General features: G+C 45.2%; 10 protein-coding genes. 2 read left to right on the top strand and 8 right to left on the bottom strand.

Going from position 1 to position 16,913, the window contains the following annotated elements:
* Positions 1-31: 31 nt before the first annotated feature.
* From ESM_RS0101550 to ESM_RS0101540, 3 genes are all read right to left on the bottom strand, one after another.
* Entirely contained in the window at positions 32-1,717 is a 1,686-nt protein-coding gene (locus ESM_RS0101550) for an ABC transporter ATP-binding protein/permease (RefSeq protein ID WP_010375887.1), read from the bottom strand.
* A gap of 276 nt (positions 1,718-1,993) precedes the next feature.
* On the bottom strand, positions 1,994-3,154 hold the full coding sequence (locus tag ESM_RS0101545) for an anaerobic sulfatase maturase (protein WP_000558514.1): 1,161 nt from the start codon (positions 3,152-3,154) through the stop codon (positions 1,994-1,996).
* A 52-nt stretch (positions 3,155-3,206) separates the two neighbouring features.
* A complete protein-coding gene (locus ESM_RS0101540) occupies positions 3,207-4,889 on the bottom strand; it encodes a sulfatase-like hydrolase/transferase (RefSeq protein WP_024257652.1) in 1,683 nt (560 codons plus the stop codon).
* A gap of 782 nt (positions 4,890-5,671) precedes the next feature.
* Here ESM_RS0101540 and ESM_RS0101535 point away from each other — a divergent pair.
* A complete protein-coding gene (locus ESM_RS0101535; RefSeq protein ID WP_000088669.1) occupies positions 5,672-10,564 on the top strand; it encodes an invasin domain 3-containing protein in 4,893 nt (1,630 codons plus the stop codon).
* Positions 10,565-10,704: 140 nt separating this feature from the next.
* On the opposite strand, the gene ESM_RS0101530 is transcribed toward ESM_RS0101535, so the two are convergent.
* The 4 genes from ESM_RS0101530 to ESM_RS0101515 all read right to left on the bottom strand — a co-directional run bounded on the left by ESM_RS0101530 (position 10,705) and on the right by ESM_RS0101515 (position 14,778).
* Positions 10,705-11,562, bottom strand: coding sequence for a helix-turn-helix domain-containing protein (locus ESM_RS0101530; protein WP_010375879.1), 858 nt, complete (start codon positions 11,560-11,562; stop codon positions 10,705-10,707).
* 407 nt (positions 11,563-11,969) lie between these two features.
* Entirely contained in the window at positions 11,970-13,292 is a 1,323-nt protein-coding gene (hipA, locus tag ESM_RS0101525; RefSeq protein ID WP_001125477.1) for a type II toxin-antitoxin system serine/threonine protein kinase toxin HipA, read from the bottom strand.
* The gene (gene hipB / locus ESM_RS0101520; protein WP_001516368.1) at positions 13,292-13,558 is read right to left on the bottom strand and encodes a type II toxin-antitoxin system antitoxin HipB; all 267 of its coding nucleotides are present in this window, start codon (positions 13,556-13,558) and stop codon (positions 13,292-13,294) included. The genes hipA and hipB overlap by 1 nt, the downstream gene beginning before the upstream one ends.
* A 263-nt stretch (positions 13,559-13,821) precedes the next feature.
* Entirely contained in the window at positions 13,822-14,778 is a 957-nt protein-coding gene (locus ESM_RS0101515; protein ID WP_000197006.1) for a hypothetical protein, read from the bottom strand.
* Positions 14,779-15,205: 427 nt separating this feature from the next.
* Here ESM_RS0101515 and tam point away from each other — a divergent pair, with 427 nt between their 5' ends.
* The gene (tam, locus tag ESM_RS0101510; RefSeq protein WP_000796279.1) at positions 15,206-15,964 is read left to right on the top strand and encodes a trans-aconitate 2-methyltransferase; all 759 of its coding nucleotides are present in this window, start codon (positions 15,206-15,208) and stop codon (positions 15,962-15,964) included.
* Positions 15,965-15,967: 3 nt separating this feature from the next.
* Here tam and ESM_RS0101505 read toward each other — a convergent pair whose 3' ends face one another.
* Entirely contained in the window at positions 15,968-16,882 is a 915-nt protein-coding gene (locus ESM_RS0101505; RefSeq protein ID WP_001516366.1) for a bestrophin family protein, read from the bottom strand.
* Positions 16,883-16,913 lie beyond the last annotated feature (31 nt).

The following is a 16,913-nucleotide window of genomic DNA, read 5'->3' as shown; positions in this document are numbered from 1 at the left end:
TTATCTCCGTATAGCAGGGCATTTATCGTTTTTATAAAACCGCGCTAATGTCACAAATATCATCCGCCAGATCCCAAACACCAGGCTGATGGGTCACCATAATCACACCGCTTTCAGGTAATTTTTCGCGCACTAAACGCAGTAAACGGATAGCCTCTTGCTCCTCCAGATGTGACGTTGTTTCGTCGAGAAATATCCATTTCGGACGTCGTAAAATTAACCGAGCCAGCGCAATACGTTGTTTTTCGCCGCTGGAAAGAATATCTCCCCAACGATCGTGGTTATTAATGCGCGTAGCCAATTTACCCAGCCCAACCTGATGCAACACCTCGCTCAACGGCTCATCGTCTATAGGGTGCGGAAGTGCTTTACAAATGTTCTCTTTCAGTAAGCCGGTTTTGATTAACGGCGTTTGTGACACATACCAACTGTCTGCAGGAGAAGAAATATCACCTTTAAACCACGGCCAGCAGTGGGATAATGTTTTAAGCAGCGTTGTTTTTCCCGCACCAGAGTATCCTTTCAGCAGTAGCCATTTACCTGGAGAAACATGAAAGTTCAGGTTTTCTAATATGACTTTATTATCGGGGGTACGGATACTGGCATCAGCAACCAGAACGGCATGATCGCAATTTTTGGGTTTATTTGTCGGGCGCTGTTCAGTAAGTTGATGAAATTCATACAACCGATCGATAACCGCTGCCAGCTCTGCAAGTTCATCGTATTTATAAATAAACCAACTCAGATTGTTGGATACCAACATAAATGCCTGACGTGATTTCATCAGCCCACCTAAATTGATCTGCCCGCTGATAAACTGCGGTAGCAATAGAAAGTAGGGGAGAACACTAAGCGAGCGTGAATAAACATTCTGCCAATAGTCAAGCCAACGCTGACGATTCATTAAACGGTGCCAGTTGTCTTTTATTGTATGAAAATTGTCGCTCAACTCCTGACGTTGCAGCGTTTCAGCATTGCTTAATGCAATTAACTCCGCTTGCTTATTATGCTGCACAAGGTTAGTTCGAAAAGTCGCTTCGCTACGTTGCTTCTCCACATTAAGCGGGCGGATACGTTTACCCACTTTATGGGTAAACAACGTGCCACCAATAACAATGAGCACGACGGTATAAACCATATAACCCTGGATATTCCACTCCGTTCCACCAACCGTGAATGAGAGTGTCCCCGCGCTTTGCCACAGAATAACGGTGAAGGTAATCAGCATACTCAGTGACTGAATGAATCCGAATGAAAGGCTAAGTGTTTTGCTGATCAATAGAAGGATATCTTCAGCGATACGTTGGTCAGGATTATCGGTATTCTTATCCTCGCCGTAGATCTGTGTGAAGTAGTAGTTTTTATCTGTAAACCAACGATTGAGGTAGTAATCTGTTAACCATTCGCGCCAGCGAATAGTCAGTAGTTTAATTAACCATGTTTTGTTAACGGATATTAATACGAAGATCCCCAGCAGAGCAGGAAACCACAGGACAAGCTGCCAAAGTTTATCGGTTTCTTTCTGGCTTAGCGCATTGAAAAAATCATTGTTCCAGTCATTCAACCAGACCTGAATTTTAACCACGCCAAGGATCATGGCGAGGATAATAATGATTAATAATACTGAAGTTTTATTATTCTTACGTAGCCAAAAAGGCTTCAGCAAGCAGAGGTACTTTGCAATTAGCATACAAATGGTAATGGGAACAATTATCATTAACGAAATTTGATTGTGCCACCCAATGATTGGCTATAGCAATGATTTACTGATGAAATTTACTTAAGTGTCTGTAACTATATGATATGTATTGATAATTATTGTTGTACTGGTTACTTTCATGCCCTTGATTATCAAGAGTATTGCAAAAGCATGTCTGAAGACGCTCCTCCAGAACAACAGATAATGATGGCTGAACCCCCCGGCCTGAGTCTGTGCCGGGTGTTCTGCTGAAGTCGTAAGAAGGATGATATGACCGGAGTGAATGCAGGAGTATTATTTATTACTCTCCATTCGTTTTGCGACATCCATAATGTGATAAAGGGGGACTTTATTTTTAGCGAGTTCAACCATTGCATTCATATATGGCACCATAGTTGTAAATAGGATTTTATAACCTTCACAGAAGTACGATACTACCTCATTATTCACTTTTGTGATGCGATGTTTAGGACAACCACCATTACAAATTGGCTTGTAAACACATTGCTGGCATTTTTTTGATATCAACTTTTTTTGTGCAGTCAACTGCACGCTTTTCATCGTTTTTAGTGCAGCGTTATTGATGTTGCCAATTTTATATTGCGGGTAGACAAAATGATCGCATTCATAAATATCACCATTACTTTCCACTACCAGATTGTCTTTACATGACTCCTGGAAAATACAGCTAGTATGCCCATTTCCCAGAAAACGGCTGACAAAACTTTCAAACTGGCGAATGAATATTTCACCAACATCATTTTTAACCCACTGCATAAAAATAGCTGACATAAACTTGCCATAGGCGGTGGGTGGAACAGAAAAATCGATGATACTGAACGTATTCTCACCATTGCCCGTAAAATCTACATTCGGTGTCCCCGTCTCCAGTAGTTCTATAAACTGCATATGCTTACTACCGATAGATTTTAAAAAGTTATAAACCTCAAGAGGATGTTGGACGTTAATATTGTTAATGACAGTTAGCGTATTAAACTCAACCTTATACTTCTTCAGACGATCAATTGCCGTCATGACTTTTTCAAATGTCCCATTACCAGAATTACTGCGTCTGTAACGATCATGTAATTCTTGCGGGCCATCAATTGAAATACCGACCAGAAACTTATGCTCTTTGAGAAAGGCGCACCATTCATTATTCAATAAAATACCATTGGTTTGTAACGCATTATGAATACCTTTTCCCCCAGCATAGCGTTGTTGGTAGTGAATAACCTTACGAAAAAAATCAAGACCCGCGAGAGTAGGTTCGCCGCCTTGCCAGGTAAAATAGACCTGATCACCTGAGGCAGCAATGTATTGTTTAATGAACTCTTTCAGAGTGCTGTCATCCATCCATTTTTCATGACTAAATTGCGACTCTTTTTCAAGATAAAAACAGTAATCACATTTGAGATTACATTGAAAACTGGAGGGCTTGGCTGTAACGTGCATTGCTATCTCACTCAATAAGGCGGCGGAAAATCTCCGCCGCATAAGGGGTTAGTTATTTGGCATCGCTAAGTGCTTTCTTAATATTGTTAAACTTCTCCTGATTCACCTGACTAAGCGGCGGTTGGCTGCTGTTGATAAACTCGCTTACCACACCTTGCATCTCTTTAACAACTTGTGGTTTAGCAGCAGCGAGATTCTCTTTTTGTTGTAGATCGGTGAGTTTGTACAAACCTAACTGGTTATTTTCCACGGTATAGACAAGAGAGTAATCATTATTTCTCACCGTATAAGAGAACTGGCTTAAGTCCTCGGTATTCGGATTGTGAGGATAATCATCTGACTCATGGCGGACAAATTTATGGTAATTATCCCAGAATGGAATATTTTCCTCATCAAACCAATGAGAGTAGGACGTTACCCAGGTCAGGTTTTTATGGGGTTCGCCTTGCTTCTTATCTTGCAACCACGGGAGTAATGAAACGCCGTCCAGTTTAAGATCTTTTGGAATGTTGATATCGGCAGCATCCAGAGCAGTAGGGTAGAAATCCATAGCAGAAATTAACTTGTCATAATTTCCTGGCTGAAGTTTTCCTTTCCACCACATGAACATCGGCGTATGCGTTCCGCCAGGATAAGTCTGACTCTTATAGCCTTTTTGCGCACCATTTAGCGGTAGTGGGCCATCGATGACCGCACCATTATCAGACGTAAAGAGAATAATGGTGTTGTCGTACTGACCATTTTTCTTCAACTGTTCGAGAATCCGTTTTACACCTTGATCGACGGAGTAAACCGATGCGTAGTAATTATCTGCAGTTTGGCTACCGGTATTGAATTGCTTCTGATATTGCTCCGGTGCTGGATTGTCATTCGGCAGATGCGGCGCGTTATAAGCCAGATAAAGCATAAATGGTTGGTCGAGTGCTTTAGCCCGGTCAACAACACCAATTGCTTCGTCCGTTAACTGATCGCTGATATAACCCTTTGCAGGTACGCGTTCACGATTTTTGAACAGCGAAGGTGAGTTGTAATAGGCTGTTCCCGCTGCATGGAACCCCATAAAGTAATCGAAGCCGCGGTTTTGTGGTTGCCATTCTTCCGCGGAGAATGTGGTGAAGTTGTCATGATAGTCACGGGTTTGTTTATCTTCCGGAACCGGGACATTACTGATTTTAGACAGATGCCATTTACCCACAGCCGCGGTGTAATAGCCATGATTCTGGAATAATTCGGGCAGGAAAGTTTCTGTCAGGGGAATACCATCCTGAGCATCGGTATTGGAGTAAACACCAAAACGGGCAGGCGCTCGGCCCGTCATAATTGCAGCACGGGATGGACCAGAAACACCGTGAGCGACATAACCATTAGTAAAACGTACACCTTCATCCATTAAAGAAAGAAGAGTTGGCGTTGATTTTTGAGCCGCTTCGATGGCTTTATCAATACCTATTTTGTAGGTATTGACAACTTCCCTGTTTTCTATTGTTTTTGGATCAAAAGACCCTTTATCAAACGGTAGTTGTCCATACCCAAGATCATCCATGGTCAGTACGATAATATTCGGCTTTCCTTCGGTACTGTATTCAGTTGGCGTAAAATCCGAAAAAGCCACGTTAGTTTTTGTTGCTTTCAGTTTTACATCTTCTGCTGCATGAGCCGCGAATCCGGCCATACCTGATGCCAGTATTAAGGATATAGATGTGCTCACAACACTTTTTTTTAGTGCAGACGTCATAAAATTTCCTCTTTTTATTGTACTTAATTCCAAAGTAATTTTACGAAGAAAAATAAGTGAATGTAAGTGAAGTAAGTCACATTAAGGGACAGTAGATTTGACTAAAAATAAGCAAACTAAAGGCCATAATTGGTTGACAAATGAAAGATGTTAACTAAGTAAATTCTGATTGCCAAATAACTATCATATTGAAAAGATTGGATATTTTTTGGCGTCGAGCGCAATGCAAACATTATTGCTTCATATTTTTTATTGCAACTTTCCACTCCGGTGCATAAAGTTGTGATGTTCATCACAATATAAACTGATGCGTCGGGAAGATAAAAAGGGGTGCGCTTATAGATACTTTATTAATTAAGCGTTCTAACGCATGCTTTTATTTTATAATTTAAATGTTCTTGCTATTTTATCTCCTTATCACTGTGAAATATGTTTCTATCAATAAAAGCCAAATTAGCTCTACCACAAAAATATTTCATCTCACGCTGTTTAAATAATGAAGTTGCTGCGATTTTTTAGCAAAAAATAGAACGTAAGAATATATTTTACGGCTTGCACAAAAAGCTAAATTTGCACTCACAAACAAAAATATAATCCCGGCCCTGTCATCCGGCGAGTAGTCGCAACCACTGAATATTCAGGGTGACGATGCGCTTTCTTTCATAAAGGTATTTCCTTTTCTGCGGAAAAGGAAACCGGGAAATACCCGGTTTTTCTGACAAGCAAACGTTTTATTTGCGTTTGCTTATGTTCGTTAATTCGTTCATCAGGAAATTATCTCAATGTCACGTTTAAAAAAGGCTTATAAACAACCACGTTTTCGTTATTCAGCCCTGGCCCACTGCGTGGCGTGGGCAAACATCTCTATTCAGGTTCTTTTCCCACTGGCTGTTACCTTTACACCGACAATGACGGCGCGAGCGCATAATGCGGCTCTGCCACGTCTAAGTACGGAAAATACTGCGGTTGCTACTGACAATAATGCAGACAAAAACATCGCGTCGTTTGCCGCGAATGCCGGTAAATTTTTAAGCAGTCAGCCGGATAGCGATGCGACACGCAATTTTGTTACCGGAATGGCCACAGCGAAGGCTACTCAGGAAATCCAGGAGTGGCTTGGCAAATATGGTACGGCTCGAGTCAAATTGAATGCCGATAAAGATTTCTCGCTGAAGGACTCTTCGCTGGAAATGCTTTATCCAATTTATGATACCCCGACAGATATGCTGTTCACTCAGGGGGCAATACATCGTACCGACGATCGTACTCAGTCAAATATTGGTTTCGGCTGGCGTCATTTTTCAGGCAATGACTGGATGGCGGGGCTGAACACATTTATCGATCATGATTTATCCCGTAGCCATACCCGCATTGGTGTTGGTGCGGAATACTGGCGCGATTATCTGAAACTGAGCGCCAACGGTTATATCCGGGCATCTGGCTGGAAAAAATCGCCGGATATTGAGGATTATCAGGAGCGTCCGGCTAATGGTTGGGATATCCGCGCCGAGGGCTATTTACCGGCCTGGCCGCAGCTTGGCGCAAGCCTGATGTATGAACAGTATTATGGCGATGAGGTAGGTCTGTTTGGTAAAGATAAACGCCAGAAAGATCCACATGCCATTTCTGCCGAGGTGAACTATACGCCAGTGCCTCTTCTGACACTGAGTGCAGAGCACAAACAGGGCAAGAGCGGTCAGAATGACACTCGCTTTGGCCTGGAAGTTAACTACCGGATTGGCGAACCTCTGGAGAAACAACTCGATACGGATAGCATTCGCGAGCGTCGGGTACTGGCAGGCAGCCGCTATGATCTGGTTGAACGTAATAACAATATCGTTCTTGAGTATCGCAAAGCTGAGGTGATCCGTATTGCCTTGCCAGACCGTATTGAAGGTAAGGGCGGGCAGACGGTGTCTCTTGGCCTCGTGGTCAGCAAAGCAACTCACGGCCTGAAAAATGTGCAATGGGAAGCGCCGTCTTTGCTGGCCGCAGGCGGTAAAATTACCGGTCAGGGTAACCAGTGGCAAGTGACGCTCCCGGCTTATCGTGCAGGCAAAGACAATTATTACGCGATCTCTGCGGTCGCATACGATAACAAAGGCAATGCCTCGAAACGCGTGCAGACAGCGGTGGTCATTACCGGAGCGGGTATGAGCGCCGATCGTACTACGTTAACGCTTGATGGCCAGAGCCGTATCCAAATGCTTGCTAACGGGAGTGCGCAAAAGCCGCTGGTTCTGTCTCTGCGAGACGCCGAGGGACAGCCAATCACGGGCATGAAAGATCAGATCAAAACTGAACTGACGTTTAAACCTGCCGGAAACATCGTAACGCGGGCCCTTAAGTCCGCTAAATCACAGGCACAGCCAACACTGGGTGAGATCACCGAAACAGAAGCCGGGGTGTACAAGTCCGTCTTCACCACCGGTACGCAATCAGGTGAAGCAACCATTACTGTGAGCGTTGATGGCATGAGCAAAACCGTCACGGCTGAACTGCGTGCCACTATGATGGATGTGACAAAATCGACTCTGAGTGTGAATGAGACGTCAGGTGATGTGATTGCCGATGGTCAGAAATCTTACACGTTGACGCTTACTGCGGTGGATACCGATGGCAACCCGGTGGAGGGAGAAGCCAGCCGTTTGCGCTTTGTTCCACAGGACAACAGCGGTGTTACCATTGGCACCATTTCGGAGATAAAGCCGGGGGTCTACAGCGCCACGGTTTCTTCGACCCGTGCCGGAAACATTGTTGTGCGTGCCTTTAGCGAGCAGTATCAGTTGGGCACGTTACAACAAACGCTGAAGTTTGTTGCCGGACCGCTTGATGCAGCGCGCTCAACCATCACTCTGAACCCGGATAAACCGGTGGTTGGCGGCACGCTTACGGTAACCTGGGCGGCAAAAGATGCCTATGACAACCCAGTGACCGGCCTTACTCCAGATACACCGTCATTAACGGGTGCAGCCGCTGCGGGTTCTTCAGTCTCAGGCTGGACGGATAATGGCGACGGGACGTGGATCGCGCAAATTTCTCTGGGTACTACGGCGGGTGAATTAATTGTTATGCCGAAGATCAACGGTCAGGATGCAGCAGCTAATGCGGCTAAAGTGACTGTGGTAGCTGATGCTTTATCTTCAGGCCAGTCGAAAGTATCCGTTGCAGCGGATCGCATTAAAGCAGGGGAAAGCACGACAGTGACGCTTGTGGCAAAAGATGCGCATGGTAACGCTATCAGCGGTCTTTCCCTGTCAGCAAGTCTGACGGGTGCCGCGTCTGAAGGAGCGACCGTTTCCAGTTGGACTGAGAAAGGCGACGGTTCCTATGTTGCTACGCTGACTACCGGCGGAAAGACGGGTGATCTTCACATCATGCCGCTATTCAACGGCCAGCCAGCAGCCACCGACGCTGCGCAGTTGACCGTTGTTGCGGGGGATCAGGCGGTTTCTAACTCAACGTTGACGGTAAAAGATAGCGTTCTTGCTGTTGAAAGCACAACGGAACTGACTTTCTCCGCCAGAGATCAGTTTGGAAATGCGCTTACCGATATCGACACTGCTAAACTTGGTGTATCGCTTTCCGGTGATGCCGCGTCTGGTAGTTCGGTTACAGGCTGGAGCCATAAAGGCAACGGCGAATACACGGCTATTCTGCGTTCGGGAACACGGGCAGGCGCGTTGAACATTATGCCGCAGATTGATGGCAAAAACGCTACAGCAAAGGCAACTCCGATTAATGTTAAAGCGGGTACTGTTTCGGTTGACCACGCGGAAATGACGGTATCGAAAACGTCGATTACCGTTGGTGAAAGCGTCACACTGACGCTGACGATGACGGATAAATACGGCAACGCAATCACCGGCATTACGCCTGAAACACCACAATTTGGTGGTGATGCATACAACATCAACCAGCAGCGTCCATCCGTCAGTCAGTGGACGGATAAGGGCAATGGAACCTATACGGCGGTGCTGACTGCTGGCGCAACGGGAGTTGGTGAGCTGACTATCATGCCGCGAGTTGATGGCTCTGACGCTCTGAAACAGGCGGTTTCTGTCACCATTGCCGCCGGGGAGATGTCATTAGTGAACTCCACGTTCGTAGCTGATAACGATGCCCCGATGATCAAAACAACGACACAACTGATCTTCACGGCGAAGGATGCGAACGGTAACCCAGTCAGAGGTCTGAAACCTGATGCTCCAGAAATTAGTGGCGCAGCCAGCACAGGGACGGAGCAACCTTCGGCAGGAGCCTGGACGGAACAAAGTGATGGCACTTATGTTACGACGTTAACTATAGGCTCTGCAGCCGGCCAACTGGTTATCTGGCCGCGGGTGAATGGCAAAGATGCTGCTTCGCAACCGCTACTGCTGAACGTTGTGGGTAACGCATCTGAGGCTAACATTCACGATATTTCAGTGAATGTTGATAACCAACTGGCTGATGGACAGTCTGCCAACAAGGTTACTCTGACCGTAACGGATTCCTATGGTAACCCGTTGCAGGATCAAACTGTAACGCTGACTCTGCCGGAGGGAGTGAGCAGTAAGACGGGGAATAAGGTAACAACGAATGCTGCAGGTAAAGCCGATATTGAGCTGATATCAACCGTTGCCGGGGAACACAAAATCACGGCTTCGGTGAAAAACTCCCAGAAGACTGCCACGGTGAAGTTCAAAGCGGATGCCAAAACTGGCCAGGCAAGCCTTCAGGTTGATACCGCCCAAAAAGCAGCAAACGGCAATGATGCCTTTACGCTGACGGCAACTGTTGAGGATAAACACGGCAACCCTGTTCCCGGAACTATGGTCGCCTTTAATCTTCCCCGGGGCGTCACACCGCTTAATGACGAGAGTACCTGGGTGAAGACTAACGATGAAGGTAAAGCCGAGCTGCGTGTTGTTTCTGTGGTTGCAGGAACGTATGCAATCACAGCCACGGCAGGAAATGACCAGACTTCGGATGCGCAGAGCATCACGTTTGTGGCCGACAAGGCTACGGCAACCATCTCGAACATTGAGGTGATTGGCAACCGCGCACTGGCAGATGGTAAAGCCAAACAGACTTATAAAGTCACGGTTACTGATGCCAATAACAATATCGTGAAAGATAGTGAAGTGACGCTGAGCGCCGAGCCAGCAACGTTAGACCTGGAGCCGAACGGGACTGCAACAACCAATGAGCAGGGGCAGGCTGTATTCACCGCCTCTACCACTAAAGCGGCGATATATACGCTAACCGCGAAAGTGAATCGGACTGACGGTCAGGTATCGACGAAAACAGCCGAATCCAGATTCGTCGCGGATGATAAAAATGCGGTACTTGCGGTCTCTCCTGAACGAGTAGAGTCTCTGGTGGCAGACGGGGTGGCGACCGCAACACTGGAGATCTCTCTGATGTCGGCAGGCAACCCTGTTGGGGGGAGTATGTGGGTCGACATTCAGGCTCCGGAAGGGGTGACGGAGGATGATTACCAGTTCCTGCCATCGAAAGCCGATCATTTTGTGAGCGGAAAAATCACGCGTAAATTCAGTACTACTAAGCCAGGGGTATATACATTCACATTCAACACTCTGACGTATGGTGGGTACGAAATGCAGCCAGTGACGGTGACAATTAACGCAGTGGAGGCTGCTACTGAAGAAGGTGAGGAGGCAATAAAATAATTTCTCCAGGAATGAAAAATTCGCTGTAATAAAGAATAATGGCGTTGACACACACAACGCCATTATTTACTGAACACCTACCCTGATACTGATTAGACAGTAGCAGGGTAGGGTAATCCTCAATGAGATATAGATACAGGCTAAGCCGGGCGAACGGGGATAAAAATTTCGCAAACAACATAGTTGTTATTCTTTTCTACAAAAGTTTCATTGCAGTAAAAACGTTCGATATCACAACCGTTTACTCTGACTAACCCCCTGGCAGGCAGTTCTATCAGATAGAGGTTCCGCACCCAGCTCGCATAATACTCCCAATCTCCTTCATAGCGGAAAGAGGCATAAAGCCCTCCAGCCGTTATCCATTCCTTTGGCATCTCCGTATCCGCATGGTCGCATACTGTACCGGCGAAGGTTTCAACTGTGAGCAAATCTACCGATTTTGTAGATGGTGTATATGTTGAGACGTAATAGATATCCGTCTTCAAATTCTGAAGACATCTGGATAAATGATTACGCCGCAGTTTTACTTCTTCATCTGGTGGTTTGTTAGAGATTTCAATGTCATATTTAAATGAATTACCCCAAATACGTGTCTCAGGTAAATTGATTAATCTGCAATCAGTCTTTTGGTACTGACGCGTTAATAAAGGAGGCAAGATGTTGGTGAGATCCCAAAAGTCACGGAGTCGATATTCTCTGGGAGAACATCCAAACAACTTTTTAAATTCGCGGCTGAATGACTGCTGTGAATCAAAATGCAAAGATAGTGCAATATCAAGCATTGATTTAGCTGTAAGTCTGACAAGAATGGCTGCCCGACAAAGTCTTCGTTTGCGGATGTATGATCCCAGGGGCATGTGCATGAAGTTTCTGAACAGAAGTTGAATATTGCGTCTACTGTAGCCAGATTTCTGTGCGATATCTTCGATTGAGATAGGGTGATCGAGATTGCACTCAATCCACTCCAGGAGCTGCTGTAAAATCTTCTGCCTGATCATAACATTCTCCATTTATCTTTAGTCACTTTGCACATTTTCCTTGCGACAATGACTTTGAGTATATCAAAAACAGAAATGCCCGAGGCTAAACAAACGATTGATAGTGCATCTTCATTTTGCCGGGTAATCGTGAATGCCATAAAAGTGGTTTTGGCCAATAACATGGGGGAGGTGTCATGAACATCACGCTATGAGGTGGCCACAGTGGCTGAGTGCATTCTGATACTATTCATTTAACATAATATACATTATGCGCACCAAGGTTATAACTGCAATATTCTAATGTTGCGCGGCTAGGTTTCCCTGGGCTGTTATGTTGTGATCCCAGGATGCTGCCGGTACTTCACCGGACTCATTTTTCGCGGTCGAGATTGTCTTGCTCGCTAAAACCGGCCAAACCCCATATCTCACTTAATTCCATATTCTCTGCTTAACCGACCGTGCAACCTCAACACATTGGTTTCAATTGCCGTCAACACGTTCTCCGGAAAATCTGCCGGTAATGAAGCCTTCACGTTATCCAATGCTGCGGGAATCATTCTGGCAAAGTCACTCAGGATTTCATGCATCTGCACTTCCGGGAATTTCAGTGCCTTTGCTGTCGCCAAAAAATGTCGCGGATATATTTTATCGATTTCCGTTTTTCTGCCTTTGGATGCGTTAAGCCCCATTGCCAGTTTGAGATCGCTGATATGTATTCCCGCGCCACCCAATACCGGAAATGCTGAAATGATGTCGTAAAATGGCGTGAGTCGATAACTGCCACCGGCCTGGATAAACACTGAGAAATTTTTCGCATGGCCGTCTGTCGAGCCAATCAACCACTGGAATACCTGGAATTTCATAAAATCATAACGATCGCGAAGCGCCTCGCTGGACCCCATCAAAAAAGCCATGATCCGCGCGATGCCTGGGCCTCCGTCAGATTCATATTTCACCGATGAAGGTAAACCGAATGTCTGACACATATCCTCCTGCGGCAAGCGAAGTAAAACCGTTCGTTCAGTATTCCAGCGCCTGTCAAAGCGTTCGACCGCTAACGCGCGCACCCTTCCCGCTTTAATGATTTCTGCGTCGGGAACATTCAACCCGAATTCTTTTGCCAGCAGCAGACAGTAATACTCATTATCAACACTCTGACTGAGATCGAGCGTCGCATTGGGCTGTCTGATTTCACCAATCGGCAATTTAATGATATGCGTCGTCGGCGTTATTCCTTTCGGAATGCACCAGTCATTGCCCATTCTGAGCAGCGCAGTCTTCTCCTGCGCGCCAGCAACCGAGATGCGAAAGTCATTTTCCTCCCTAATCATGCCTAGCGGGATATCTGCTTTATAAGCCGTTAATACTTCTTCAAGTCTGGCTTCAGTAAGCTTTTCCCATACCATTATTGGGCGCGTCACGGTTTCGTCTTCTGGTAATAACGTCACGGCGCCAACGCTATCTCGCCCTATTTCTGACAATAAATCAAACGGTTGCCTGGATTTAGCATGATAACGTTTAACGATGCGGTCGCGTACAATCGGGCTATCGGGTAACAGGTTATCGAAGAAGTTAAATACGGCATCAGAGGTGATATTCCCCCTCTGCAATGGCAGCGAAAGCGACAATGGCCTGGCATAACGGTTGGCCAACCACTCCGGCGCATACTTAAAGGTATGGGCACCGTTGGTCAGCTTCGTCAACTCGCCTACCCGCTGGTTGTTCATCCACGTGACAAGTTTTGGCATTACCACTCCAGATCTTGCTGATCGGTTGATTCTGGCGAGTCATTTTTCGTGTCGCATAGCGTCATCGAGAGATTAAGTGACTGTAATATCTTAAAAAATGTCGTTAGTGTGGTGTTGTCAGGGTTATTTTCGAAATTGGAAATAGTCGCCTGTTTTATGCCGATTTTTTTCGCCAGCTCGCTCTGCGTCCAGCCATTTTGCTGACGAACCAGTTTCATTGCATTTGCTAATTGCGTTGGGCTATAGATCATCGGAAAGCTCATCATGCCATACATCCACAAGAATTTTATCCGCTTTAGGGGATATTTTCAGTTTTATCCTTTAGTGAGGATAAAGTCAATCTGTAAACGCATTTTATCCGCTCTACGGGATAAATACTGCGATATCCCCGATCGCGGATAAAATGGAGGATTTAAAAAACGGCGCTGACGTGCCATTTGAGGTTGCTGATTTAAGCTGCATTACAAGCCTCATCACAGCGATCTCACCATTCTTGATGTACACTCGCGGCAAGTCTGGCACTTCGGGATCAGGCGCCTTTTCCCATGATTATATTTCTTTTCAATTTAATGGCATTCCTCAGTTCGATATTGAATTTAGCCTCGTCACTGAGGTTGTCCTTAAGATCAAGCGCAATGCGTTTTAATTCCGTAAATGCAAGCGGTCTTTGCCCATGTAAAAATTGAACGCCAGAACGTTCATAATATTTATCAATATGCTTTAACCTGTATTTTGCTAATTTTCTTATTTCACCTATAGACCCCTGCTGCCCATTGTCTATTAGGCGGTTGATTGTATACTCAACAAACTCTTTTTTATCTTCTCCGAAATAACTTAAAACTAACGGAAGTAAGAATCTTTGCATACAGATATCATATGAAAAAACCATAGAAAAATCGGAACCTAAAAGATCACAAGCCCCATCGAAATCGTTATATATAAAGATATAACGGTAAAAATCCTTAAACCTACTAATTATGCTTGCGTCGGTAACTTTATTTGCGCCAATATAGCAGCCATAAGGACTTCCTTTTGCAAAGTCAATGTTTTCTGTTGATTTGAAACTATCACATCCAGCGACTATGGCGAGTAGATTATTCATTGTATGTTTGTTTATCATTAAAAATAGATCATTCATCTCACTCCAGGATATATACTTTTTAATGCCAGGGAAAAACATTCCCTCATCGGGTGAGCCATGACACTCAAAATGCACTATCGGAATTAAACCTTTTTTTATGACTCCTTTTTCCAGCTCCTTAAAGAAAGATATTAGCATGGGGATATTATGGATCTTAACAAACACAATGGGGATGGGGACTTTCAAGCTTGAGATCGATTTAAATAGTTTTGAAGCGGTATTGCTTTTAAGTGTTATATCATCTGGTCTATTGGTGTTAATTTTGATGTCACTCGAGGAGTCAAGATCTTCATCACCTAAAACATCGATGATATATATAATGTTGAATGCAAATTTTCTCGTCATATTTTATATCGCTATATCCGATAGAGTTAGCGTCCAAAATGCCAGGAGTTTCACACAAAAAACTTCAAACCTGGTTCCTGTCCTAAGGGTATCAAAAAAAAGTCACTTTGTGATTATTCACTATCCACAGATAGATATTAATTTTGAATATATTGCATGTTAATATATTTATATGAAATGAATAAAAACAACAAGAAGGAGGCTTTATTTGTTTTAAATTGATTTTATGCGAAATTTACTCTTCCCTACCCCGTTAGGCTCTAATATTTTATTGATTAATAAATATCTCTGATGAATCTTGAGCAGCACGTAGTCAATCACTTTTAGGTATCCTTGATTTAATGCGCGTGTTCGGTGGATTGATGACGTGAGGCGAATTCATCAATTTTATCTACACTTGGGTTAACGCGCTGACGGGAGTAAAAAAATGGCTGACTGGAACCCCTCTTTATATTTGCACTTCACCGCCGAACGGTCGCGACCAGCGGTAGAACTGCTTGCCAGAGTTCCTCTGGAAAACGTCCGGCAAATAGCCGATCTCGGCTGCGGCCCAGGCAACAGCACCGCCCTGCTACATCAACGTTGGCCAATGGTAAAAATTACTGGCATTGATTCGTCTCCGGCGATGATTGCTGAAGCGCGTGCAGTGTTGCCAGAATGTCAGTTTGTTGAAGTAGATATCCGCAATTGGCAACCGGATCACGCATTCGATCTGATTTTCGCCAACGCCTCGTTGCAATGGTTGCCTGATCATTACGAACTGTTTCCACATCTTGTGTCGTTACTCAATCCGCATGGCGTACTGGCGGTACAAATGCCGGACAACTGGCTGGAGCCGACACATGTATTAATGCGCGAAGTCGCCTGGGAGCAGCATTATCCGGATCGTGGACGCGAACCACTGGCAGGCGTTCATGCTTACTACGATATTCTGAGTGAAACCGCATGTGAGGTTGATATCTGGCGAACCACCTACTATCACCAGATGCCATCTCACCAGGCGATTATTGACTGGGTGACCGCCACCGGATTACGCCCGTGGTTGCAGGATCTGACTGAGAGTGAACAGCAGCATTTTCTTACGCGCTACCATCAGATGCTGGAAGAGCAGTATCCACTGCAGGAGGATGGTCAAATACTGCTGGCATTTCCGCGCTTGTTCATTGTTGCCCGGCGAACAGAGTAATTGTTACGTCAACTGGTAATGGCGGTCGGGAAGAATCTTCGGCGGGATCTCCGTTTCATCGTTCATCTGCAACAGGTCAATTTCAATAGCGTTGCAGATGGCATCAAGCGGTAAATCATTGTTTTCTGTACCGAACGGGTCTTCTAACTCTTCCGCCAGACAATCAAGCGAAATGAAGGTGTAGGAAATCAGTACTGAGATAAAAGGCGTCATGTAATGCAGATCCACGACCAGCGCGAACGGTAGCATGATGCAAAACAGGTAAACGGTACGATGCAAAATGAGTGTGTAAGCAAAAGGAATTGGTGTATATGCGATGCGCTCACATCCTGCCAGCACCGCAGAAATATCATTGAGCCGATCGTTCAGACTAATAAATAGAATGTCAGAAAGTTGCCCATTCCGGCGCTGAACAGCTAACCACTTCCCCATCATCAGCAAAATATGATTAGCTGGGGAGTTTGTAGCCTGCACCCGCTGAAGATCTTCTTCATTGAGGTAATGTGCCAGCACTTTTGCCTGTGGCAGTTTGCGTAATGTCATGCGTAAACAGTGAGCAAAGGCAATTTGTAGCCGGACAAACTCCTTTACGCTTGCTGAATCGGGCAACGTCGTTTTTACTTCACGCAATAATGACCGTGAGGCAATCATCAACTGTCCCCACAGTTTGCGCGCTTCAACATAACGAGCGTACCCCGCGTTATTACGAAACCCCAGAAAAATGGCGATAGCAACACCGAGAATGCTGAACGGCGCGAGGGTAAATTTGATGCCCAGATGCGTATACCAGGGCAGCATGAAAATAACCGCGATAGAAAAAAGAAAGTTGAGTAGCAAGCGCGAGGATATTTTGGATAATACTGAACCGTGCCAGACAAAAATACGGCGCAACCAGTGTTGTTGTGGGCGAACAATCATGATTATCTTCAAACATGGAAAAGTCGCCCTA

Source organism: Escherichia sp. TW09308 (genome assembly GCF_000208565.1).
Classification (GTDB): domain Bacteria; phylum Pseudomonadota; class Gammaproteobacteria; order Enterobacterales; family Enterobacteriaceae; genus Escherichia; species Escherichia marmotae.
Note: the sequence above shows the minus strand (reverse complement) of the source record. Positions and strands in the feature narration are given on the sequence as shown.

What these genes read in the sequence shown, in the direction of transcription:
- ESM_RS0101550 (WP_010375887.1), bottom strand. Translation starts at nt 1,717, where the DNA reads ATGATAATTGTTCCCATTACCATTTGTATGCTAATTGCAAAGTACCTC.
- ESM_RS0101545 (WP_000558514.1), bottom strand. Translation starts at nt 3,154, where the DNA reads ATGCACGTTACAGCCAAGCCCTCCAGTTTTCAATGTAATCTCAAATGT.
- ESM_RS0101540 (WP_024257652.1), bottom strand. Translation starts at nt 4,889, where the DNA reads ATGACGTCTGCACTAAAAAAAAGTGTTGTGAGCACATCTATATCCTTA.
- ESM_RS0101535 (WP_000088669.1), top strand. Translation starts at nt 5,672, where the DNA reads ATGTCACGTTTAAAAAAGGCTTATAAACAACCACGTTTTCGTTATTCA.
- ESM_RS0101530 (WP_010375879.1), bottom strand. Translation starts at nt 11,562, where the DNA reads ATGATCAGGCAGAAGATTTTACAGCAGCTCCTGGAGTGGATTGAGTGC.
- hipA (WP_001125477.1), bottom strand. Translation starts at nt 13,292, where the DNA reads ATGCCAAAACTTGTCACGTGGATGAACAACCAGCGGGTAGGCGAGTTG.
- hipB (WP_001516368.1), bottom strand. Translation starts at nt 13,558, where the DNA reads ATGATGAGCTTTCCGATGATCTATAGCCCAACGCAATTAGCAAATGCA.
- ESM_RS0101515 (WP_000197006.1), bottom strand. Translation starts at nt 14,778, where the DNA reads ATGACGAGAAAATTTGCATTCAACATTATATATATCATCGATGTTTTA.
- tam (WP_000796279.1), top strand. Translation starts at nt 15,206, where the DNA reads ATGGCTGACTGGAACCCCTCTTTATATTTGCACTTCACCGCCGAACGG.
- ESM_RS0101505 (WP_001516366.1), bottom strand. Translation starts at nt 16,882, where the DNA reads ATGATTGTTCGCCCACAACAACACTGGTTGCGCCGTATTTTTGTCTGG.